The organism is Amycolatopsis sp. NPDC114504 (genome assembly GCF_055633595.1).
In genome coordinates this window covers 1,251,784-1,271,017 of sequence record NZ_JBVKDU010000003.1, presented here as the reverse complement: position 1 = coordinate 1,271,017, position 19,234 = coordinate 1,251,784, and the positions used below count along the sequence as shown (strand labels likewise).

19 protein-coding genes are annotated in these 19,234 nt (G+C 71.0%); 7 read left to right on the top strand and 12 right to left on the bottom strand.

What is annotated here, in order from left to right; translation table 11 throughout:
• Positions 1 to 114: 114 nt before the first annotated feature.
• Positions 115 to 933 carry an SAM-dependent methyltransferase gene (locus tag ACZ7PG_RS27435; RefSeq protein ID WP_470241928.1) on the top strand — a complete coding sequence of 273 codons (819 nt, stop codon included), beginning with the start codon at positions 115 to 117 and terminating at the stop codon, positions 931 to 933.
• Positions 934 to 947: 14 nt separating this feature from the next.
• On the top strand, positions 948 to 3,065 hold the full coding sequence (locus tag ACZ7PG_RS27430) for a putative bifunctional diguanylate cyclase/phosphodiesterase (RefSeq protein WP_470241927.1): 2,118 nt from the start codon (positions 948 to 950) through the stop codon (positions 3,063 to 3,065).
• On the opposite strand, the gene ACZ7PG_RS27425 is transcribed toward ACZ7PG_RS27430, so the two are convergent.
• From ACZ7PG_RS27425 to ACZ7PG_RS27385, 9 genes are all read right to left on the bottom strand, one after another.
• Positions 3,014 to 3,904 (bottom strand): DMT family transporter, encoded by an 891-nt coding sequence (locus ACZ7PG_RS27425; RefSeq protein WP_470241926.1) that lies wholly within the window; start codon positions 3,902 to 3,904, stop codon positions 3,014 to 3,016. The genes ACZ7PG_RS27430 and ACZ7PG_RS27425 overlap by 52 nt on opposite strands.
• 39 nt (positions 3,905 to 3,943) lie before the next feature.
• Positions 3,944 to 6,058 carry an MMPL family transporter gene (locus ACZ7PG_RS27420; protein WP_470241925.1) on the bottom strand — a complete coding sequence of 705 codons (2,115 nt, stop codon included), beginning with the start codon at positions 6,056 to 6,058 and terminating at the stop codon, positions 3,944 to 3,946.
• 112 nt (positions 6,059 to 6,170) lie between these two features.
• Positions 6,171 to 6,419, bottom strand: a complete 249-nt coding sequence (locus ACZ7PG_RS27415; RefSeq protein WP_470241924.1) for a hypothetical protein — start codon at positions 6,417 to 6,419, stop codon at positions 6,171 to 6,173.
• Positions 6,416 to 6,757, bottom strand: a complete 342-nt coding sequence (locus ACZ7PG_RS27410; RefSeq protein WP_470241923.1) for an ArsR/SmtB family transcription factor — start codon at positions 6,755 to 6,757, stop codon at positions 6,416 to 6,418. Before ACZ7PG_RS27410 ends, ACZ7PG_RS27415 begins: the two co-directional genes overlap by 4 nt.
• Positions 6,758 to 6,813: 56 nt before the next feature.
• On the bottom strand, positions 6,814 to 7,533 hold the full coding sequence (locus ACZ7PG_RS27405) for a DUF2786 domain-containing protein (protein ID WP_470241922.1): 720 nt from the start codon (positions 7,531 to 7,533) through the stop codon (positions 6,814 to 6,816).
• A 17-nt stretch (positions 7,534 to 7,550) separates the two neighbouring features.
• Complete coding sequence (locus ACZ7PG_RS27400; protein WP_470241921.1) at positions 7,551 to 8,231, bottom strand: response regulator; 681 nt, start codon at positions 8,229 to 8,231, stop codon at positions 7,551 to 7,553.
• Positions 8,228 to 9,355 (bottom strand): sensor histidine kinase, encoded by a 1,128-nt coding sequence (locus ACZ7PG_RS27395; protein ID WP_470241920.1) that lies wholly within the window; start codon positions 9,353 to 9,355, stop codon positions 8,228 to 8,230. The genes ACZ7PG_RS27400 and ACZ7PG_RS27395 overlap by 4 nt, the downstream gene beginning before the upstream one ends.
• Before the next feature lie 226 nt (positions 9,356 to 9,581).
• On the bottom strand, positions 9,582 to 10,139 hold the full coding sequence (locus ACZ7PG_RS27390) for a TetR/AcrR family transcriptional regulator (protein WP_470241919.1): 558 nt from the start codon (positions 10,137 to 10,139) through the stop codon (positions 9,582 to 9,584).
• A complete protein-coding gene (locus ACZ7PG_RS27385; RefSeq protein WP_470241918.1) occupies positions 10,118 to 10,915 on the bottom strand; it encodes an SGNH/GDSL hydrolase family protein in 798 nt (265 codons plus the stop codon). Before ACZ7PG_RS27385 ends, ACZ7PG_RS27390 begins: the two co-directional genes overlap by 22 nt.
• A gap of 110 nt (positions 10,916 to 11,025) precedes the next feature.
• Here ACZ7PG_RS27385 and ACZ7PG_RS27380 point away from each other — a divergent pair, with 110 nt between their 5' ends.
• A complete protein-coding gene (locus tag ACZ7PG_RS27380; protein ID WP_470241917.1) occupies positions 11,026 to 11,451 on the top strand; it encodes a YybH family protein in 426 nt (141 codons plus the stop codon).
• A gap of 4 nt (positions 11,452 to 11,455) precedes the next feature.
• On the opposite strand, the gene ACZ7PG_RS27375 is transcribed toward ACZ7PG_RS27380, so the two are convergent.
• Positions 11,456 to 12,928: a helix-turn-helix domain-containing protein gene (locus tag ACZ7PG_RS27375; protein WP_470241916.1), complete on the bottom strand. Its 1,473-nt coding sequence runs from the start codon at positions 12,926 to 12,928 to the stop codon at positions 11,456 to 11,458.
• Positions 12,929 to 13,039: 111 nt separating this feature from the next.
• Between ACZ7PG_RS27375 and exaC the strand changes: the two genes are divergently transcribed.
• Both exaC and ACZ7PG_RS27365 read left to right on the top strand, forming a co-directional pair.
• A complete protein-coding gene (exaC, locus tag ACZ7PG_RS27370; protein ID WP_470241915.1) occupies positions 13,040 to 14,563 on the top strand; it encodes an acetaldehyde dehydrogenase ExaC in 1,524 nt (507 codons plus the stop codon).
• Complete coding sequence (locus tag ACZ7PG_RS27365; RefSeq protein ID WP_470241914.1) at positions 14,563 to 14,934, top strand: DUF779 domain-containing protein; 372 nt, start codon at positions 14,563 to 14,565, stop codon at positions 14,932 to 14,934. The genes exaC and ACZ7PG_RS27365 overlap by 1 nt, the downstream gene beginning before the upstream one ends.
• Here ACZ7PG_RS27365 and ACZ7PG_RS27360 read toward each other — a convergent pair.
• The gene (locus ACZ7PG_RS27360) at positions 14,900 to 16,255 is read right to left on the bottom strand and encodes a M20 family metallopeptidase (RefSeq protein WP_470241913.1); all 1,356 of its coding nucleotides are present in this window, start codon (positions 16,253 to 16,255) and stop codon (positions 14,900 to 14,902) included. The two genes, ACZ7PG_RS27365 and ACZ7PG_RS27360, sit on opposite strands and share 35 nt — an antisense overlap.
• Positions 16,256 to 16,309: 54 nt before the next feature.
• On the opposite strand from ACZ7PG_RS27360, the gene ACZ7PG_RS27355 reads away from it, so the two are divergent.
• Together ACZ7PG_RS27355 and ACZ7PG_RS27350 are read left to right on the top strand one after the other, a co-directional pair.
• Positions 16,310 to 16,993, top strand: a complete 684-nt coding sequence (locus ACZ7PG_RS27355) for an MOSC domain-containing protein (protein ID WP_470241912.1) — start codon at positions 16,310 to 16,312, stop codon at positions 16,991 to 16,993.
• Complete coding sequence (locus tag ACZ7PG_RS27350) at positions 16,983 to 17,573, top strand: TetR/AcrR family transcriptional regulator (RefSeq protein WP_470241911.1); 591 nt, start codon at positions 16,983 to 16,985, stop codon at positions 17,571 to 17,573. The genes ACZ7PG_RS27355 and ACZ7PG_RS27350 overlap by 11 nt, the downstream gene beginning before the upstream one ends.
• Before the next feature lie 42 nt (positions 17,574 to 17,615).
• Here the strand turns inward: ACZ7PG_RS27350 and ACZ7PG_RS27345 are convergent, their stop codons facing one another.
• Positions 17,616 to 19,187, bottom strand: coding sequence for a beta-N-acetylhexosaminidase (locus tag ACZ7PG_RS27345; RefSeq protein ID WP_470241910.1), 1,572 nt, complete (start codon positions 19,185 to 19,187; stop codon positions 17,616 to 17,618).
• Positions 19,188 to 19,234: the final 47 nt, after the last annotated feature.

Sequence of the window (19,234 nt, the reverse complement as noted above, 5' to 3'; positions counted from 1 at the left end):
GAACAAGACAGTGCCCGATCGGGTGGTATGGGCTCACGCAGATGGCGCAGTGGACGTGCCACGCGGAATCGCTAAGCTCTTTCGCACCGAAACTTCGCTGAGAAGGTGTTCTCCGTGACACGATCGCCGGAATGGGTTCCGCCGGGTGTTGATATCTCCGTGCCCAGCATGGCGCGCACTTACGACTTCATGCTGGGCGGCGGGCACAACTTCGCCGTCGATCGCGCGGTGGGGGAACAGATCGAACACGCGATGCCCGGGCTGCGCGACGCGGCGCGCGTGAACCGCGCGTTTCTCGGCCGCGCGGTGCGGTACCTGACCGGCCAGGGGATCCGGCAGTTCCTCGACATCGGCTCCGGTATTCCCACGGTGGCGAACGTGCACGAGGTCGCCCAGGCCGAAAGCCCGGACTGCCGGGTGGTGTACGTCGATCGCGACCCGGTGGCGGTCGCCCACAGTGAACTGATGCTGGCCGGCAACGATCGTGCAGCGATTGTGCAGGCCGATATGCGGGACCCCGAAAAGATTTTCGATGCACCATCGGTGCGCGGTTTGCTCGACTTCGATAAACCGGTCGGACTGCTGATGTTGTTGATGTTGCATTGGGTTCCCGACGAATCCGATCCGCTCGACCTCGTCGCGCGCTACAGTTCGGTATTGGCGCCGGGAAGTTTTCTCGCGATCACCCACGTGACCGGCGACCACCAAGGCGAAAATCTCGGAGAAGCGACCGAATTGATCAAGGAAAGCCGGAGTCCCGATCAGGTGACGCTGCGAACGCACGACCAGGTGTCCCGGCTGTTCACCGGTTTCGAAATCATCGAACCGGGACTGGTCGGCTGCGGCGAATGGCGGCCGGCCGGGCCGGCGGACATCGCCGCCGCGGCCGAGATGAACATGCTCGTCTACGCCGGAATCGGCCGAAAGAGCTGAGCGGACGCCGCGAAATGCCGATGATCGAAAAACTGCCGGAGCACCCGGCGAACGCCGACCCGGAACGCGGGCGGACCGTGCTCGCCCGGAAATGGGCGTACCTGCTCAGCGGCGTGACCGTCGTTTCGCTGAGCCGGGAGCTGCTCGACGGAGAACTGCGGGGAATGCTCGACACGCTGGTCGAGTCGCTGAGCGGCACGTCCGCGGACACGGCGCCGGCCGAACGGATCGGCGCGCGGCTGGTCGGGCTCGGCTACGTCGGCGAGCCGGGACTGCGGTGCACCCTCGAAGTCCTCGGGAAGGGCCTGCCGCGGCTGCCCGAACTGCAGCCGGTGGACCGCTTCGCCGAACGGATCGTGCTGGCGCTGGGTGCGGTCTCCTGCGGCTTTCTGACAGCGCACGAGCGCAGCGTCCTCGACCAGCAGGAGATCATGCACCTCTCGCTGCTCAAGGCGGTGCGAGACGCGCAATGGAACCTCAAGCAGAGTGAAGCGCGCTTCGACGAGGTCGTGACGTCGTCCGCGAGCGGCGTCGCGCTGGTCGCCCTCGACGGCCGGATCGTGCGGGCGAACGCCGCGCTGGCCGAGATGCTCGGGCACCCGGCGGGCGAGCTGACCGGGACGCGGCTGGCCGACCACGTGCACCCGGAGACCGCCGAGGTCCTCCGCGAGGAGCTGGCGGCGCTGGCCGACGGCGGCCGCGACCGGATCCGGCTCTCCCAGCGGCTGCTGCGCAAGGATGGTGACGTCGCCCGCATCTCGCTCACCGCGTCGCTGCTGCGGGACGCCGAAGACCGGCCCGCCCACTTCGTCTTCGTGGTGGAGGACGGCACCGAGCTGATGCTGCTGCAGGGTGAGCTGAGCCGCCAGGCCCTGCACGACGTGCTGACCGGCCTGCCGAACCGCCAGTACTTCGGCACCCACCTCGAGGCGGCGCTGCGGCGCGCCGACCCGGAGTACGGCGTCACCCTCTTCCACGTCGACCTCGACTCGTTCGGCATGGTCTGCAACAGCCTCGGCACCCGCGTCGGCGAGCAGCTGCTGGTGCACTTCGCCCAGCGGCTCAAGGCCGTCATGGCCCGCGAGCGGTCCATGATCGCGCGGTTCCACGCCGACGAGTTCGGCATCCTCGTCGAGAACTCGGCGAAGACGCCGGACATCGACTCCATCGTGCGCGCGATCAACGACGAGCTCGCCGAGCCGTTCTTCGTCGACGGCCACGGGCTCGCGCTGTCGGCCAGCGCGGGCGTGGTGCACCGGCCGGCGAAGGGCATCGACCCGGCGCAGCTGCTGCGCGCGGCCGACCAGACGCTGCGGCGGGCCAAGGCGCACCGGCGCGGGCAGTGGAAGATGTTCGACCAGGACGCCGACGCCCAGGACCGGCGGACGCAGGCGCTGGCCGTCGGCATGGCCGGCGCCTGGGAGAACGGCGAGATCGGGGTGCGCTACCGGCCGCTGACCCGGCTGGCCGACGGCGAGGTCGCCGGGTTCGAGGCCCGCCTGCACTGGGACCGGCCGGACGGACGGCCGCTGGCGCACGAACGCTGCGCGGAGCTCGCCGAGTCGACCGGGTTCGTGCTGCCGCTCGGGAACTGGCTGCTGCGCGCGGCCGGCAGTCAGGGCGAATGGTGGCGGCAGCGCGCGGGTTCCCGGCTGCCGGTGGTCGCCGGGCTCACCGGGAACCAGGTGACCGACGAAGCCCTCGGCACGCGCGTGACGCGGCTGCTCGCGGACACCGGCCTGCCGCCGGAACAGCTGACGCTCGGCGTCCCGGTCGGCGCGCTGCCGGTGTCCGGCGTCCGCGAGAACGTCACGACGATCGCCGGTCTCGGGGTCCGCGTCATGCTCGACGAGTTCGGGCTCGGGCCGGGCGACCTGCGGGCGGTCGAGGACCTGCCGGTCGACATCGTCCGCGTCGACCGGCGGCTCGCGGAGTGGCAGGCGCGCTCGGAGTCGACGTTCCTGGGTGCGCTGGTGCCGCTGGTCCGCCAGGTCGGCGCCACGCTCGTCGTCGACGGGATCCGCACCGAAGACCAGGCGAGCTGGTGGAGCACGGCCGGCGCGGACCTGGGCACGGGCGACTACTTCGGGGTCGCGAGGCCGCCGGGTGAGCTCGCCGGCGCCTTCGCCTGAGCCGGCCGGCGCGTCAGGCCGACCGCGGCCAGCACGATCACCATGCCGCCGACGACCCTCGGCGTCAGCGGTTCGCCGAGGACGAGCGCGCCGAGGGCGACCGACACCACCGGGAGCAGGTAGCCGACGGTCGCGGCGGCCGTCGGGCCTTCGTCGGTGAGGACCCGGTAGTTGAGGTAGAAGGTGATGCCGGTCCCGAAGACGCCGAGGATCGTCACCGCCACGACCGCGGTCAGGTTCAGGTGCGGGGCCTCGCCGGACGCGGGGAGGGCCACCGCGGTCAACGCCGTCGCCGTCATCAGCTGGGCGGCCGAGAGCGCGAGCGGTGCGCCGGCGGGCGGCAGTTTCCGGGCCATGTAAGCGAACGCGATCGCGTAGCTGAGGCCGGCACCGAGCAGGGCGAGCGCGCCGCCGCTCAGCAGGCCCGCCTGCTGCCACGGCGCGAAGATCACCAGCACGCCGGCGAAGCCGAGGCCCAGCCCGAGCAACCGGGCCGGGCCGAGGCGGCGGTCCGTGCCGAGCGCGACGCCGATCAGCAGTGACCACAACGGCGTCGTGGCGTTCATGACGCCCGCGACGCCGGAGTCCACCGTGCGTTCGCCGATGCCGAAGAGCGCGAACGGCAGAGCGTTGCAGAAGAACGCCGCGACGACCAGCCGGCCCCACGTCCGCCGGTCGCGCGGCAGGCGCTGGCCGGTCGCGAAGGCCATGGCCAGCAGTGTCAACGCGCCGAGCGCGCAGCGGATCAGCGTGAGGTGGACGGGGCTCAGCCCGGTCAGGGCCAGCTTGATCCACAGGAAGCCCGAGCCCCACAGCAGGGCCAGAACGGCGATACGCACCCATCCAGTCACGCTGTCCACCGTGCCGAAAGTGATCTGTCAGGACAAGTGAAGAGTTCTGGAGGGATCTTTAAGGTATGCTACAGCTTCGGTGCGCCAGAGCCGGTCGCCGAACAAGGCCAGTGCCGCGGGCAGGAGCACGCCACGCACGAGCGTCGCGTCGAGCAGGATCGCGACCGCCATGCCGAGCCCGAGCATCTTGTACTCGATCGCCGCGAGGCTCAGGAAGATGCTGAACACGCCGGTCATGATCAGCGCGGCGCTCGTCACGACGCCGGAGCTGCGCGCGGTGCCTTCGACGATCGCTGTTCGCGCGTCACTGCCCGCCCGCCGTCGTTCGCGGATCCGGCTGAGGATGAAGACGTGGTAGTCCGTGCTCAGCCCGAACAACAGCACGAACAGGAACATCGGGAGCCAGCCCAGCACGCCGCCGTAGGGTGTGAAACCCAGCAGTGGTGCGAGAAAGCCGTCTTGGAACACGAGCGTGAGCACGCCGTAAGCGGCGCCGACCGAGAGCAGGTTGAGCAGGATCGACACCGCCGGCACCGCGACCGAGCGGAACACGACCAGCAGCAGCACGAACGCGAGCAGCAGGATGAACCCGAAGACGTACGGCGCCCGCGCGAGCACCTGCGCGGTGAAGTCGTGCGCCTCCGCGGTCCGGCCCGCGACGGCGAAGTGGACGCCGTCCAGACGGCCGATCGTCTGGGGCAGCAGGGTTTCCCGCAACGCCGTCAACGTCCGGTCGGCTGCTTCGTCGTTCCCGGTGCCGCCGAGCGGGATCCGCACGACGAGCGCGTCGTCCACCGGGACCACGACCGCGGGCTTCGGCGTCCGGGCGGTGAGCTCGTCGACCGCCCGGCGGACCGCGGGGGTGTCGGCCGGGCCCCGGTCGCTCCAGAGCACGACGTGCGCCGGCATCGTCACCCCGGGAAACGCTTCCTGGACGCGCGCGGCCGCGTCGATCACCGGGATGGTGCGCGGCAGGCTCTCGGTCGGCGCCGGGTCCTGCAGCCGGATGCCGGCTGCGGGAAGCGCGAGCAACACCAGCAGCCCGGCGGCGATCCCGGTCCACAGCTTCGGCCGCCGAGTCACGATCGAGGCGACGCCGGCCCAGAACCGCGAGCGCGTGCCACGCTTGCCCAGCAACGGGATCCGGAGGCGATCGACGCGGGTGCCGAGCAGCGAGAGCGTCGCGGGAAGGACGGTCACCGACGCCAGCACGGCGAGGCCGACGACGATGATCGTGCTCACGGTCAGGCCGCGGAGGTTGTCGAGCCCGGTGAACAGCAGCCCGGTCACGCACAGCGCCACGGTCAGTCCCGACACGACGATCACGTGCCCGGACGTCCGGGCGGCGATCCGGAGCGACTCGGCGACGCCGTGCGCGCGTTCCTCCCGCACGCGGCGGAGGAAGAACAGCGAGTAGTCGACGCCGACGGCCATGCCGATCAGCAAGGTCATCGAGGAAGTGGCACTGTTGACGGGAATCACATTGTCCACTGCGGACAGAAGCCCGACCGTCGCGAGCACCGTGGTGCCCGCGAGCAGGACCGGGATCGCCGCCGCGACGAGCGAGCCGAACACGGCCAGCAGGATCAGCAGGGTGAGCGGCAGCGAGCGCGTCTCGGACCGCGCGATGTCCTCCTTGATGCTCTTGTCGACCGCGCCGGACACGCTGAGGTCGCCGGCCTGCGCGAGCCGGGCGTCCGGATGGCGGGCGGCCACCGCGTCGACGGCCGCGGTCGCCGTCGCGAGGTTCGGCTTGATTTCCGGGCCGGTACCGAGGATCCGGAAGGTGACCAGGCCGGACCGGCCGTCGGCGGAGACCTGGGCCGGGTCGTCGAGCGGGGAGCGGATGTCGGCGACCGCGCCGGACGCCGACAACGTCGTCACCAAGTCGGCGACGGCTGGAGAATCCCGTGGTACCAGGACGTTCTCCCAGAACGGTTCGTGCGTGGATTGCCGGTCGAGGACGGCTTGACCGGTTCCGGCGTCGCCGGCCGGGCTCGACCGCGCGTCGGTGCCGGGGGCGAAGGTGCCGATGACCCCGGCGAGCGCGACGAGCGCCAGCCAGCCGAAGATCGCCGCGGCGCGGTGGCGCGCCGACCAGTGCGCGACGCGTTCGACCACGGGCGTGGTTGCGGGCAGCATGAACTAAAGTCCTTCCGTGAAGGAGTGATCCGATGAGAGCTCGCCCTCGGGCGAGTGGGTGCTTCTTCTTCCTGGGCCGCCGAGTTGCCGCTCGGCGGTCCAGGGCCTCAGGTCAGTCGACCTCCTTGAGTACGTGCTCGATGGACCGCAGGCGGTCCTGGACGTCGCGGAGCTGCCGTTCGGTTTCCTCTTGGGACCGCACGGCTTTCTCGGCGAGGCTCCGGTATTCGTCCTCGCGGGCGAGCGCGGCCTTGGCGCGCCAGGTCGAGGCGAGCTGCACGATCGCGATCGACAGCACGACGGTGATCAGGACGAAGACCCCGGTCACGCCGATGATCTCCTGCCACTGGTGCCAGTTCATGTCCGTCCCTCCTGGCCGTCCCCCTGGACGGATTCCGGTGTGGTCAGTGTCGGCACGGCGGCCGCGATGGTTTCGGGTGTCAATACGACGGAGAACGGCGTGAGCTCGTAGAACCGCAGGGTTTTGCCGTCTTCGCCGACCTCGAAGCTGGCCTCGACCAGGCCCGCGGCTTCGAGCTTGCGCAGGTGGACCTGCAGCAGCGCGCGGCTGATCCGCAGCTCGCGCGCGAGCTTGCTGACATAGGTGCGTTCGACGCGCAGGGCGGCGACGATCCGCAGCCGGTGCGGGTTGCCGAGGGCGCCCAGCTGCCGCAGGAGCTCGTCGCCCGTGGTCCACATGCCAACAAAAGTTAGCAGGTGGTGAGACGACGGGGTATCGGGGTGATCCCTGAGGCTTAGCGCAGGGCCTTCTGGCGCCGGGTCAACGCGGACGGGTCCAGGTTCGCGCGCGTGCCGGCGTCGTGGCCGTCGAGGTAGCCGCTGCCGGACAGTCGCCGGGGTGCGGCGGAACGTAGGTCGCCGTACTCGGAGTCGAACGCGTGCTGCACCAGCTGGGCGCGGTCGCGGACGACCAGCTCGGCCGACCGCTCGCCGGGCGCCGCCGTGCGGACCGCTTCCTGTTCCGCGTGGGACAGCCGCTCGTGCACCGCGCGGGCGAAACCGTGCAGCCACGTGCGGCGGTAGGCGGCGAGGGACTCGCCGGGGAAGAAACCGTCCGGCCGGACGCGCGTCAGCTGCGTGCTCGCCTGCAACAACAAGCTGGTGAACAGCAGCTCGACCCGGCCGAGGTCGGAGCGGTAGCCGAACACGGTGACGCTGTCGACCTTCTGGCCGAACCGGTGCAGCAGCGTGCGACAGCGCAGCGGGTAGGCGACCGAGGTCAGCAGGCTCGCCTTGTCACGGCTGTAAGGATCGTTCATCGGGATCTTCAGCGTGCCGATCTCGTCCGAGCTCGCCCCGGACGCGGCCAGCATCGCCTGGTCGATCCCGTAGCGCGCGACCAGCTCGGCGGCCTTCGTGTTGTAGGCCTCGGCCTCCGCCTCGGTGACCGCCGGGTCCTCGGCCTTGGCCAGCAGCTTGCGGATGCGCTCGAGCTGCGGGTCTGACTCGGTCATGGACGCAGGGTATTCGATCAGGTGTTCGGACGCGCGCACCGGGTGCGCGTGTCGCCCGGCGACACCAGCCCGGTTTCGTACGCCACGACGACCGCCTGCGCCCGGCTCGAGATGCCCAGCTTCGCCATCAGGCGGTTGAGGTGCGTCTTCACCGTCGCCTCGCTGACGCCCAGCTCGGCCGCGATGGCGCCGTTCGTCGCGCCCGTGCCGACGGACCGCAGCACCTGCCGCTCGCGGTCGGTCAGCCCCGGCAGCTCCGGTGCGGTGGCAGGCGCCGCCGCGGTGAACGCCTCCACCAGCCGGCGGGTGATCGTCGGGCCGAACAGCATGTCGCCGTGGGCGGCCGCGTGGATGCCCGCGACCAGCGTCGCCGGCGGGCTGTCCTTGAGCAGGAAGCCCGACGCGCCCGCGCGCAACGCCGCGTAGACGTACTCGTCGAGGTCGAACACCGTCAGCATGATCACGCTGGGTCGCGGCGACGCCGACGCGAGGATCCGCTCGGTCGCCCGGACGCCGTCCAGCTCGGGCAGCCGGATGTCCATCAGGACGACGTCGGGACGCAGGGCCGCCGCCTTCGAGACGGCTTCGAGGCCGTCGCTTGCTTCGCCGATGACGTCGATGCCCGGCACGGCGGCCAGGAGTGCGGCGAACCCGGCGCGGACGAGGTCCTGGTCGTCGACCACCAGCACGCTGGTCACTCGGGCTCCTGCGGTTCGGGCGACGGGCGGCTGGGGTAGGGCAGGGTCAGCACGACGGCGAACCTGGCCGGGTCACGGGGACCGATCTCGATCACGCCACCGTACATCCGGGCGCGTTCGCGCATGCCGACCAGCCCGTGCCCGGCCGGGTTCGGCACGACCGCGCGCCCGCCCGCGTCCGTCACGCTGAGCACCAGCTCGGCCGGCCGGTACTCGAGCGTCAGCGAAGCCGGGGAACCGGCGTGCTTGAGCACGTTCGTCAGCGCCTCCTGCGCGACGCGGAACGCGCACAGCTGCTGGCCCGGCGGCAACGGCCGCGGCGAGCCGGTGATGGTCACCTCGACCGGGATCCCGGCGTCGCGGACCCGCGCGGCGAGCGCGTCCAGGTCGGCGAGCCCGGGCTGCGGCCGGTACTCCGCCGGCACGTGCTGCGGTGGGCGCAGGACGCTCAGGAGGCGTCGCAGCTCGTCGAGCGCTTCGGTCGTCGTGCCGGTGATCGTGTCCAGCGCCGTCCGCGCGGTGTCCGGCGCCGACTCGAAGACGTACCGCGCGAGGTTGGCCTGCACCGCGATCACCGAAAGGTGGTGCGAGACGACGTCGTGCAGCTCGTGCGCGATCCGGACGCGCTCCTCGGCGAGGGTCTCCTCGGCGTCGCGCAAGCGGTGGCCGCGCACGTAGGCGGCGCGCCCGATCGCCGCGATCCCGGCGGCGAGCAGCAGCGCCAGCAGCGAGTCGCCGACCGGGGAGACCGGGCTGCCGAACAGCATCGACGTCTCGTAGGCGGCCAGGCCGAGGACCGTCACGAGCAGCGCGTCCCGGTACCGGCAGTGCGCCCACACGGTGTACGCGGCCACGACCACGCTGAGCTGGCCGAGCTGCGACCGGAAGCCGAGGCCGTAGAACAGTCCCATCAGGACGACGCACGCCACCAGCGCCGGGATCGGGAACCGCCGGCGCAGCGCGAGGGGCAGTGCGCTGACGACGGCGAGGACCAGACCGAGCGGCCGCGCGTGGTCGCCGAAGTGCCCGCCGAGGTCGGTCGCGCCGATGAGCTGGTACGCCGCGACGACGACCGCGAGCACGGTGTCGGCGAGCAGCGGCCGCGCGCGAAGGAGTCCCGGCACGCTGCGAAGCTACCTGGTCGATCTTTCGCGGTAGGCGGACCCCGAGGAGTACCGCCAAGGTTTACCCAGCACTGCGTCGCCGGTTGCTTCCGCTGCGTGGTCACTCATCGCTAACCTCGCCCGGCTCGGTGGAGAGGGGGTCCCAACCCAAGGCAAGGGGGAGGGCTTTGGTGCGCCCTCTTCGCCGGGCGCTCAGTAGCGGTGTGCCCGCGGTGATGTCGGGCGCTCAGTTCAGGTACGCGTCGAGCGTGACGGCCAGCGCCGACTCCGGCGACGGCGCGAAGCTCGCCCCGGCCAGCCCGCCCCACAGCCACAGCTGCGCGAGGCCGTGCAACGCCGCCCACAGTGACGCCGCGACCAGCCGCAGGTCGGCGCCCGACCGCGCGATCGGCGTCGGCACCGCCGCCACCAGCACGGCGAAGGTGTCGAACACCGCGCTCGCCGCCGCCGACAGCGCCGGGTCGTCCGCGTCGACCAGGTCGCGGCGGAACATCAGCTCGAACATCGCCGGGTTGGTCAGCGCGAAGTCGAGGTAGCTGTGACAGGCGGCGGTCAGCCGCTCCCGCGGCGAGTTCCCCGGCAGCGTCTCCCGGCGGGCGAGCAGGTCGGCGTACCCGCGCGTCGCCACGGCGGACAGCAGTTCGGCGCGGCCGGAGAAGTGCCGCAGCGGGGCGCCGTGCGAAACGCCGGCGGCCTTCGCGATCCCGCGCAGCGTCACCGCGTCGACGCCTTCGCCGGCCAGCAGCTCGGACGCGGTGTCGATCAGGCGTTGCCGGGTGCCCATGCCTCGTCCCGGGTCATGGGGAGCAGGTCCGGGCGCTTCGGGAAGAAGCCGTCGCCGGGCTGGCGGCCGATCATCCGGTTGCGCGTGCGGGTCACGGCGACCGGCAGGACCTCGCGCAGCAGCCAGTGCGCGTCGGCACGCCAGCCGGCCGGTGCCGCGACGCCGGGCAGCGGATCGAGCCACGCGGGGTCGTGGCTGACGCCGAGCAGACCGAGGACGTAGGCGGCGAGCCGGCGGTGGCCGTGCGCGGAGAGGTGGAGCCGGTCGGCGCCGAAGTACCGCGAGTCGGTGACGGCCTGGTCGGGCCAGAGGTCGATGAGCAGCGCGCCGTAGCTGACGGCGGCCTCGCGGATGGCTTCGTTGAGCGCGACGATCCGCGGCCGCATCCGGTGCCCGAGCGGCATCCGGTGGGAGATGTCGCTGAGGGTGAAGGTGACGACGACCGGCGAGATCTCGGTGCAGGCCCGGATGGCGGCGTCGACCCGCCGGGCGACGGTCCGCGCGTCCCAGCCGCGGCTCATGACGTCGTTGCCGCCGCCGAAGAGCGCGACGAGGTCGGGCTCGAGCCGGGTGGCCGCGGGGACCTGCTCGGGGACGATCTGGTCGAGCCGGCGGCCGCGGACGGCCAGGTTGGCGTACCGGAAGGCGGGCTCGTCCTGGGCGAGCCGGGCGGCGACGAAGTCCGCCCAGCCCCGGTAGGCCCGCTGGTCCGGGTACGGGTCGTCGAGACCTTCGGCGCAGCTGTCGCCGAGGACGACGAAACGGTGGTAGCTCATTCCGATCTCCGTAACCCGTGGTTCACCTTGTGGACACTGTCTATCAAACTTGTGTAGACGCTGTCTACATCGGGTCGTCACAATCCGGCGGGGCACTCCGTCGTACTGGCATGACGCACGAATCGGAAGTCAGGCAGCACATCGGCAAGATCGTCGAAGGACTGCGAGCCAAGGACCTCGACGCGCTCAGGCGGGTCTACGCCGAGGACGTCGTGTCCTTCGACGTCGAGCCGCCGCTGCAGCACGTCGGGATCGACGCGAAGCTGAAGAACTGGGCCAAGGTCTTCACCCTCTTCGAAGAGGTGGACTACGAGCTGCGCGACCTCACGCTCATCCTGAGCACCGACCTGGCCGTCGGACACGGCTTCGGCCGGGTCAGCGGCACCCTGCGCGACGGGACGGCGGTCGACGGGATGTGGGTCCGCGCCACGTTCGTCCTGCGGAAGCGGGAGAACGGCTGGGTCATCGTCCACGACCAGGCGTCGGTGCCGTTCGACATGGCGACCGGCCGGGGCGTGACCGGCCTCAAGCCCTGACGCCTCAGGCGAGCCGGGCGCGGTGGGCCGAGACGGCGGCCCGCCGCGGGTCGGCCGCCGGGAGCGTCTTCAGCAGGGCGTCCAGCACCGCGAAGTCGTCCACCCCGCACGCCGTCTCCCAGAACGACCACAGCACGCCCGGGTCGCCGCTGTTCAACGCCACCTGACGCACTTGAGCCGTGAGGGACTCGCGTTCCTCGCGGATCGCGGGCGCTTCCGACTCCGGCAGCAGCGGCCCGCGGAAGACGCGCAGGACGTCGGACGGCGAACCGCCGCGCAACGCCGTCCGCGCCCGGGCGAAGTCCGCGTCGACGTCGGCCGCCAGGCGGTACGGGCGCGTCTGCACCACCGTCGCGCCCAGCTGGGAGCGCAGGCGGTGGATCTCCGCGCGGACCGTCACCGGGTTGCCCGTCTCGCCGTAGAGCTGCAGCGCCAGCCGTTCCGCGGAGAGGCCGTTCGGGTGCAGGGCCAGCAGCGTCAGGATTTCCGCGTGGCGCAACGTCATCGGCACCTCGCGACCGTCCACTGTGGTCGAGTGTGCGCCGTCGGACAGGTAGCCGAGGCGCAGGCGGGAGCGCTGCCCGACGCCGCCGGACGCGAGCCGGAGCAGGTAGCCCTCCGCCAGGGGCTCCACCGTGGCGAGGCGGCCGTCGGGCAGGGCGACCGTCCCGCCGCCGCGCCGGACGTCCACTGTGGACGGCAGCAGGCACGCCTGGGCCGCCAGCACCCGCCCGCCGGCCGAGAGCAGGGCGCCGGGGCGTCCGCGCAGGGCTTCCAGGTGCGGCATGTTGGCGCGCCGCAGGCGTTCGTCGCGGACCGCGAGGTGGGCGCGCAGCTGGCCTTCGGCGAGCTGCGCCGTGGCTGTGACCAGTGAGATCATCGCCGGGTGGACCGTGCGCAGCGGCCCGCTGACGTCGATGGAGCCGAGCAGGACGCCGGTCTCGGGGTCGCGCACGGGCGCCGCCGCGCACGTCCACGTGTGGTAGCGCCGGACCAGGTGCTCGGCCGAGTAGATCTGCACCGGTTCGCCGGTGGCCAGGGCCGTGCCCATGGCGTTCGTGCCGATCGCCGCCTCGCTCCAGCGCGTGCCTTCGGTGAGGCCGACGCGGTCGCCGCGCAGGAGCTGGGCCGTTTCGCCCTCGCGCCACAGGATCAGGCCGTCGGCGTCGGTCACGATCATCACGTGCTCGGCGTCGTCGGCGATGCTCACCAGCATCTGCCGCAGCACCGGCAATACCGGCGCCAGCGGATGGGCTTCACGCAGCGAAGCGAGGGCGTCGGTGTCGAAGACGAACGGCGCTTCGCCCTCGTCCGGGTCGACGCGCGCGGCGAGCGAGCGGTTCCACGAGTCGGAGACGACCGAGCGTGGCGACCGGGGCCCGGGAACGCCCTGGAGCACCGCTTCGCGGACGTGCTCCAGCAGCCGCGCGTACGACTCGGGGTCGCGCAGCAGCTCCGGTTCGGGCGCCTCTGCCACGTCCACCAGCGTAGAGAGCCAGCTCACAGGCTTGCAACGCGCGTGCAACGTTGCCCGGCTTACGTTCGCCGCCACCAGCACACCGTCACTCCGAGCAACGAGGCAGGGAAGATGGTCCAGTACGCCGCACCGAACACCGAAGGCAGTGTCGTCAGCTTCGAATCACGCTACGACCACTACATCGGCGGCGAGTACGTCCCGCCGGCCGGCGGCCAGTACTTCGAGAACCCGACCCCCGTCACCGGGAAGACCTTCTGCGAGATCGCCCGCGGCACCGCCCCCGACGTCGAGAAGGCACTGGACGCGGCCTGGGGCGCGGCCCCCGCCTGGGGCAAGACCTCGGCCGAGGAGCGCGCCGGGATCCTGCTCAAGATCGCCGACCGGATGGAGCAGAACCTCGAGAAGATCGCGGTCGCCGAGGCGTGGGAGAACGGCAAGGCCGTCCGCGAGACGCTCGCCGCCGACATCCCGCTGGCCATCGACCACTTCCGCTACTTCGCCGGCGCGCTGCGCGCCCAGGAGGGCGGCATCTCGCAGATCGACGAGAACACCGTCGCCTACCACTTCCACGAGCCGCTCGGCGTGGTCGCGCAGATCATCCCGTGGAACTTCCCGATCCTGATGGCGGTCTGGAAGCTCGCCCCGGCGCTGGCCGCGGGCAACGCGATCGTGCTCAAGCCGGCCGAGCAGACCCCGGCGTCGATCCACGTGCTGCTCTCGATCATCGGCGACCTCATCCCGCCGGGCGTGCTGAACATCGTCAACGGCTTCGGCGTCGAGGCAGGCAAGCCGCTGGCGTCGAGCAGCCGCGTGCGCAAGGTCGCCTTCACCGGCGAGACCACGACCGGCCGGCTGATCCTGCAGTACGCCAGCGAGAACATCATCCCGGTGACCGTCGAGCTGGGCGGCAAGAGCCCGAACATCTTCTTCGACGACGTCGCCGCGCGGAACGACGACTTCTACAACAAGGCGCAGGAGGGCTTCGCGCTCTTCGCGCTGAACCAGGGCGAGGTCTGCACCTGCCCGTCGCGGGCGCTGATCCAGTCGGGCATCTACGACAAGTTCCTCGGCGACGGCGTCGAGCGCGTCCGCAAGATCAAGCAGGGCAACCCGCTCGACACCGACACGATGATCGGCGCCCAGGCCTCGAACGACCAGCTCGAGAAGATCCTGTCCTACATCGACATCGGCAAGCAGGAAGGCGCCGAGATCCTCACCGGCGGCGTCCGCAGCGACCTCGGCGGCGACCTGTCCGGCGGCTACTACGTCGAGCCGACCGTGTTCGCCGGCGACAACAAGATGCGGATCTTCCAAGAGGAGATCTTCGGCCCGGTCGTGTCCGTGGCGAAGTTCGACGACTACGCCGACGCGGTCAAGATCGCCAACGACACGCTGTACGGCCTCGGCGCCGGCGTCTGGTCGCGGGACGGCAACACCGCCTACCGCGCGGGCCGCGACATCCAGGCCGGCCGCGTCTGGGTGAACAACTACCACGCCTACCCGGCGCACGCGGCCTTCGGCGGCTACAAGGCGTCCGGCATCGGCCGCGAGAACCACAAGATGATGCTGGACCACTACCAGCAGACGAAGAACATGCTCGTCTCCTACTCCGACCAGGCGCTCGGATTCTTCTGATGACCGAGCGCGTAGACCTGACACCGGCTGCCGCTGACCTCCTGCGGCAGTTGGTGTCACTCCACGGGCCGGTGATGTTCCACCAGTCCGGCGGGTGCTGCGACGGCAGTGCCCCGATGTGTTACCCGGACGGCGAGTTCAAGACCGGCGCGTCGGACGTGCACCTCGGCTCGCTGGAGGTCGAGGGCATCGCCGACGTGCCGGTCTGGATGTCCGGGCCGCAGTTCGAGTACTGGAAGCACACGCACCTGACGATCGACGTCGTGCCGGGTCGCGGGAGCGGATTCTCCTTGGAGGCGCCCGAAGGCGTGCGCTTCCTGATCCGCTCCCGGCTGCTCACCGACGAAGAGTCGGCGGTGCTGAACCGATAGCGCCGAACAACGCCGTGGCGAGCACCAGCCCTTCTCGGGCGATCGAGGAGAGCAGGTGCTCGTCCGGCGCGTGCTGTTTGCACCCCGGGTAGGAGTGCGGCAGCCACAGCGTCGCCAGCCCGAGGACGTCGGTGAAGACGTGGTTGGGCAGGCCGCCGCCGAAGCTGGGCAGCAGCGCGACCGGCTTTCCTGCTTTGGCCAGTGCTTCGCGGGCCCAGGTCACCCACGGGTCGTCGACCGGCGTGCGGCTGGCTTTGAAGCTGGCTTCGGTGGTCACCTCGATCATCGGGAACCCTTGCGCGGCAAGGTGTTCGCGGATGGCGGGCGCGACGCGTTCGACGTCGGTGCCCGCGACGTACCGCAGCTGCAGCACCGCGCGGGCGCGGCCGGGGATGGCGTTGACCGGGCGGTCGGCGTTCCCGGCGTCGAGGGCCAGCACCTCCAGGGTGTTCCAGCCGTAGAGCCGCTCGGCGGGGCTCAGTCGTTGATCGCCCCAGCTTTCGTCCGGTGTATCGACGACGACGTCGGCCAGCGCTTCGCGGACGGACTCCGGCAGCTCCGGCGGCAGCAGCGCGGGCACCTGGATGCGGCCGTGGCCGTCGACGAGACTCGCGATCGCCGCGGCCAGCGTCGTGGCCGGGTTGCGCAGGATGCCGCCCCAGTTGCCGGAGTGGGCGCCGCCCGGGCGCAGGTCGACGTCCAGGTCGATCCGGATTCCGCCACGAGCGCCGAGGAACAGCGTCGGCGTCGCCGCGTCGAGGCGCGGGCCGTCGGAGGCGATCAGGACGTCGGCCGCCAGCAGGTCCCGCTCCTGCTCGGCGAACTCGGTGAGCCCGGGTGAGCCGATCTCCTCGCCGGTCTCGAAGAGGAACTTCAGGTTGAAGCCGAGCTTGCCGCGCGCTTCGAGGAGGAGCCGCAACGCCGTCAGGTTGATCAGGTGCTGGCCCTTGTTGTCGGCGGTGCCGCGGCCGTACCAGCGGTCGCCGTCCGCGGTCAGCGTCCACGGGGCCAGTCCGTCGCTCCACTCGCCGGCTTCCCCGACGACGTCGGCGTGGCCGTAGCAGAGCAGCGTCGGGACGTCTTCTCCTTCCGTGCGGACTCCGACCAGGAACGGGCCGCCCGCCGGGTCGGGGTTGGGGTGCTGGGTGACGGCGCAGCCGAGCGCGGTCAACGCGGGCGTCAGGACCTCGTCGAGGTAGGCCTGGATCGCGGCGCGGCCTTCGGGTGCGTCGCTGACCGTGGGGTAGGCGACGAGCCGGGCCAGTTCGGTGAAGAAGGCGCCGGAGTCGACGTGGGCGCGGGCCTGGTCGAGAAGCTCCATGATCGCCACTCTAGAGGCAGAAAACAATACGAACGGTCGTGCTATCTTCGAGGGATGAACGTCGACAGCGTCTACGTGGGCGAACCGAGCGTCCTGGGGTATCGGCGCGAGCTGCCGGTGCTGAGCGGGATCACGAAGGCGCTGGTCACGGCGCCGGAGCTGCGGCTGACCGAGCTGAACCTCGACGGCGACCGGCAGGCCGACCTCACCGTGCACGGCGGCCCCGACAAGGCGGTCTACGTCTACCCGGCCGAGCACTACGCGGCCTGGCGGGAAGACGGCTTCGAGGTGTCGACGGCCGACTTCGGCGAGAACATCTCGCTGTCCGGCGTCACCGAGGACGACGTGCGGATCGGGGACGTCTGGGCCTGGGGTGACGCGCTCGTGCAGGTCTCGCAGCCGCGGTCGCCGTGCTACAAGCTCGCGATGAAGACCGGCCGCAAGGACATCACCCCGGCGATGATCGACTCCCTGCGCTCCGGCTGGTACCTGCGCGTGCTGCGGCCGGGGATCGTGCCGACCTCGGGCGCGCTCGAGCTGGTCGAGCGGGCGGCCGCGCCGACGATCGCCGAGGTGTACGTCATCTCGTTCGCCAACTACGGGCAGCTGCCGCCGGAGCGCATCGGGGCGGCGCTGGACTTCGCCGACCGCGTGCTGGCGACCCCGGGGCTGGCGGAGCAGTGGAGCACCGGCATCCAGTCCACTGTGGACCGCTGGCGGGCGCGGCGTGCCGGCTGACGGCCGGGTCGCCCGCGGCGACGCCACCCGCCGGCTGGTGCTGCGCCGGGCGGCGGACGTCGCGTCGGTGGACGGCCTCGACGGGCTGTCCCTCGGCCGGCTGGCCACCGAGCTGGAGCTGAGCAAGAGCGGCGTGTTCGCGCTGTTCGGCTCGAAGGAGGAGCTGCAGCTCGCGACGGTCGAAGCGGCGTTGGAGATCTTCCGCTCGTACGTCGTGACGCCCGCGTCGGCGGTCTCGCCGGGCCTGCCGCGGCTGCGCGCGATCTGCGAGAACTGGCTCGACTACTCGGAAAAGCGCATTTTCCCGGGCGGGTGCTTCTTCTTCAACGTCGGCGCGGAGTTCGACGCCCGCCCCGGCCGGGTGCACGACGCGGTGGCGGCGGCGAGCGGCTCGTTCGCGACGTTCATCCGCGAGACGGCCTTCGAGGCGGTCTCACTCGGCCACTTGGACGCCGACGCGGAGGTCCTGGCCTTCGAGCTGCACGCGCTGGGCCGCGCGGCGAACGCGGACGCGGTCCTCAACGGCGGAACGCAGGCCTACGCACTGGCCAGGCGAGCCATCGGTGCAAGACTGTCGTGAGTGAGAAACAGTGTTAGAACACTGTTTCTCACTCACGACCGCTTACTTCCAGTCGACCTGCGGGGAGCGGTAGAAGTCGATGCCCTGGGTCACCCAGCGCGGGGCCTGCTTGGCCAGCCGCAGCCGGTAGGCGTCCCAGTTGTGCGTCGACTTCGGCGACCAGCCGATCTCCGCGATCCCCGGCAGCCGCGGGAACGCCATGTACTCGATGTCGTTGCTCGTCCGGATGGTCTCGGTCCACAGCGGCGCCTCGACACCCGCGACCTGCTTCTCACCGACGCCCGTCACCAGTGACGCGGGATCCCAGTTGTACCCGTCGCGAACCTCGACCAGCGCGGCCCAGTCCTGGCCCAGCGGGGTGTCGGGGTTGTACTTCATGTCCAGGTACGCGAAGTTCGCCGGCGACATCAGGATCTTGTTGCCCCGGGCCGCGGCGGCCGCGACGGACTCGTTGTCGCCGCCGAAGTCCCAGTACTGCGGGACGGCCGACACCGGCAGGTTCGACTTCGCGATCTCGTGCCAGCCGGTGACCTTCTTGCCGTACTTGGCGACGATCGGCTGCACCTTCTGCTGGAAGGTCAGGTAGTCCGCGGGCGGCGTCGCGTGCGCCTCGTCGCCGCCGATGTGCAGGTACTGGCCCGGCGTGATCGCCGCCAGCTCGCGCACGACGTCGTCGACGAACTTGTACGTGATCGGCGAGGAGATGCACAGCGAGCTGTAGCCGACCTCGGTGTCCGTGCGGACCGGGACGGCCTTGCCGTCGCAGTTCAGCTCCGCGTACGTCGACTGCGCCGCGTTCGTGTGGCCCGGCATGTCGATCTCCGGGATCACCGTGATGTGCCGCGAAGCCGCGTACGCGACGATGTCCTTGTACTGCTTCTGCGTGTAGTAGCCGCCCGGATCGCCGTCGACCGCCGTCTTGCCGCCGACGGTCGCGAGCTTCGGCCAGCTCTTGATCTCGATGCGCCAGCCCTGGTCGTCCGCGAGGTGCAGGTGCAGCGTGTTGATCTTGTACTGGGCAATCTGGTCGATGTACAGCTTGACCTGGTCCGGCTGGAAGAAGTGCCGGGCGACGTCGAGCATCGCGCCGCGCTCGCCGAAGCGCGGGTAGTCGAGGATCGTGCCGCCGGCGACCGTCCACGTCCGGTGCTGGACGCGCTTCGCGTCGATCGCGGACGGCAGCAGCTGCCGCAGCGACTGGACGCCCTCGAAGAGCCCGTCCGCGGTGTTGGCCTTCAGCGAGACGCCGTCGTGGGCGACCTTCAGCTCGTAACCCTCGGTGCCGGTCCGGGCGTCGTGCCCGAGCTGCAGCGAGATCGCGGGGACGCCCCACGCGCGCGGCACGACCGGCAGCGGGTAGCCGGTGGCCGGGCGGAGCAGGCCGCGCAGGTAGTCCGCGACCTGGCCGGCGCCGCGGTCGGCGCTGATGACGGTGAACGGCGTCAGCTTGAAGTCGCCCCGCGGGTCGGCCTTCGCCGAGACGGGCGCCGGGACGACGTCGGTCATGCTGCGTTCTGGGGCGGCGGGGGCTGGGGCCGTTGCTGCGGCGGCGGGCAGGCCGACTGCCGTCAGACTCACGATCGCCGTGGTCAAGACGGCTCTGGACAAGCGCATCAGGGCACCTCCGGTCGGGGACTCCACCCAAAGGTACAGACCAGCCG

Excerpts from the sequence above, each read along its gene's own strand:
- ACZ7PG_RS27360 (WP_470241913.1), bottom strand. The coding sequence starts at position 16,255 with ATGGAGCTTCTCGACCAGGCCCGCGCCCACGTCGACTCCGGCGCCTTC.
- ACZ7PG_RS27405 (WP_470241922.1), bottom strand. The coding sequence starts at position 7,533 with ATGACCGAGTCAGACCCGCAGCTCGAGCGCATCCGCAAGCTGCTGGCC.
- ACZ7PG_RS27410 (WP_470241923.1), bottom strand. The coding sequence starts at position 6,757 with ATGTGGACCACGGGCGACGAGCTCCTGCGGCAGCTGGGCGCCCTCGGC.
- ACZ7PG_RS27415 (WP_470241924.1), bottom strand. The coding sequence starts at position 6,419 with ATGAACTGGCACCAGTGGCAGGAGATCATCGGCGTGACCGGGGTCTTC.
- exaC (WP_470241915.1), top strand. The coding sequence starts at position 13,040 with ATGGTCCAGTACGCCGCACCGAACACCGAAGGCAGTGTCGTCAGCTTC.
- ACZ7PG_RS27365 (WP_470241914.1), top strand. The coding sequence starts at position 14,563 with ATGACCGAGCGCGTAGACCTGACACCGGCTGCCGCTGACCTCCTGCGG.
- ACZ7PG_RS27420 (WP_470241925.1), bottom strand. The coding sequence starts at position 6,058 with ATGCTGCCCGCAACCACGCCCGTGGTCGAACGCGTCGCGCACTGGTCG.
- ACZ7PG_RS27430 (WP_470241927.1), top strand. The coding sequence starts at position 948 with ATGCCGATGATCGAAAAACTGCCGGAGCACCCGGCGAACGCCGACCCG.
- ACZ7PG_RS27355 (WP_470241912.1), top strand. The coding sequence starts at position 16,310 with ATGAACGTCGACAGCGTCTACGTGGGCGAACCGAGCGTCCTGGGGTAT.
- ACZ7PG_RS27345 (WP_470241910.1), bottom strand. The coding sequence starts at position 19,187 with ATGCGCTTGTCCAGAGCCGTCTTGACCACGGCGATCGTGAGTCTGACG.
- ACZ7PG_RS27390 (WP_470241919.1), bottom strand. The coding sequence starts at position 10,139 with ATGGGCACCCGGCAACGCCTGATCGACACCGCGTCCGAGCTGCTGGCC.
- ACZ7PG_RS27380 (WP_470241917.1), top strand. The coding sequence starts at position 11,026 with ATGACGCACGAATCGGAAGTCAGGCAGCACATCGGCAAGATCGTCGAA.
- ACZ7PG_RS27385 (WP_470241918.1), bottom strand. The coding sequence starts at position 10,915 with ATGAGCTACCACCGTTTCGTCGTCCTCGGCGACAGCTGCGCCGAAGGT.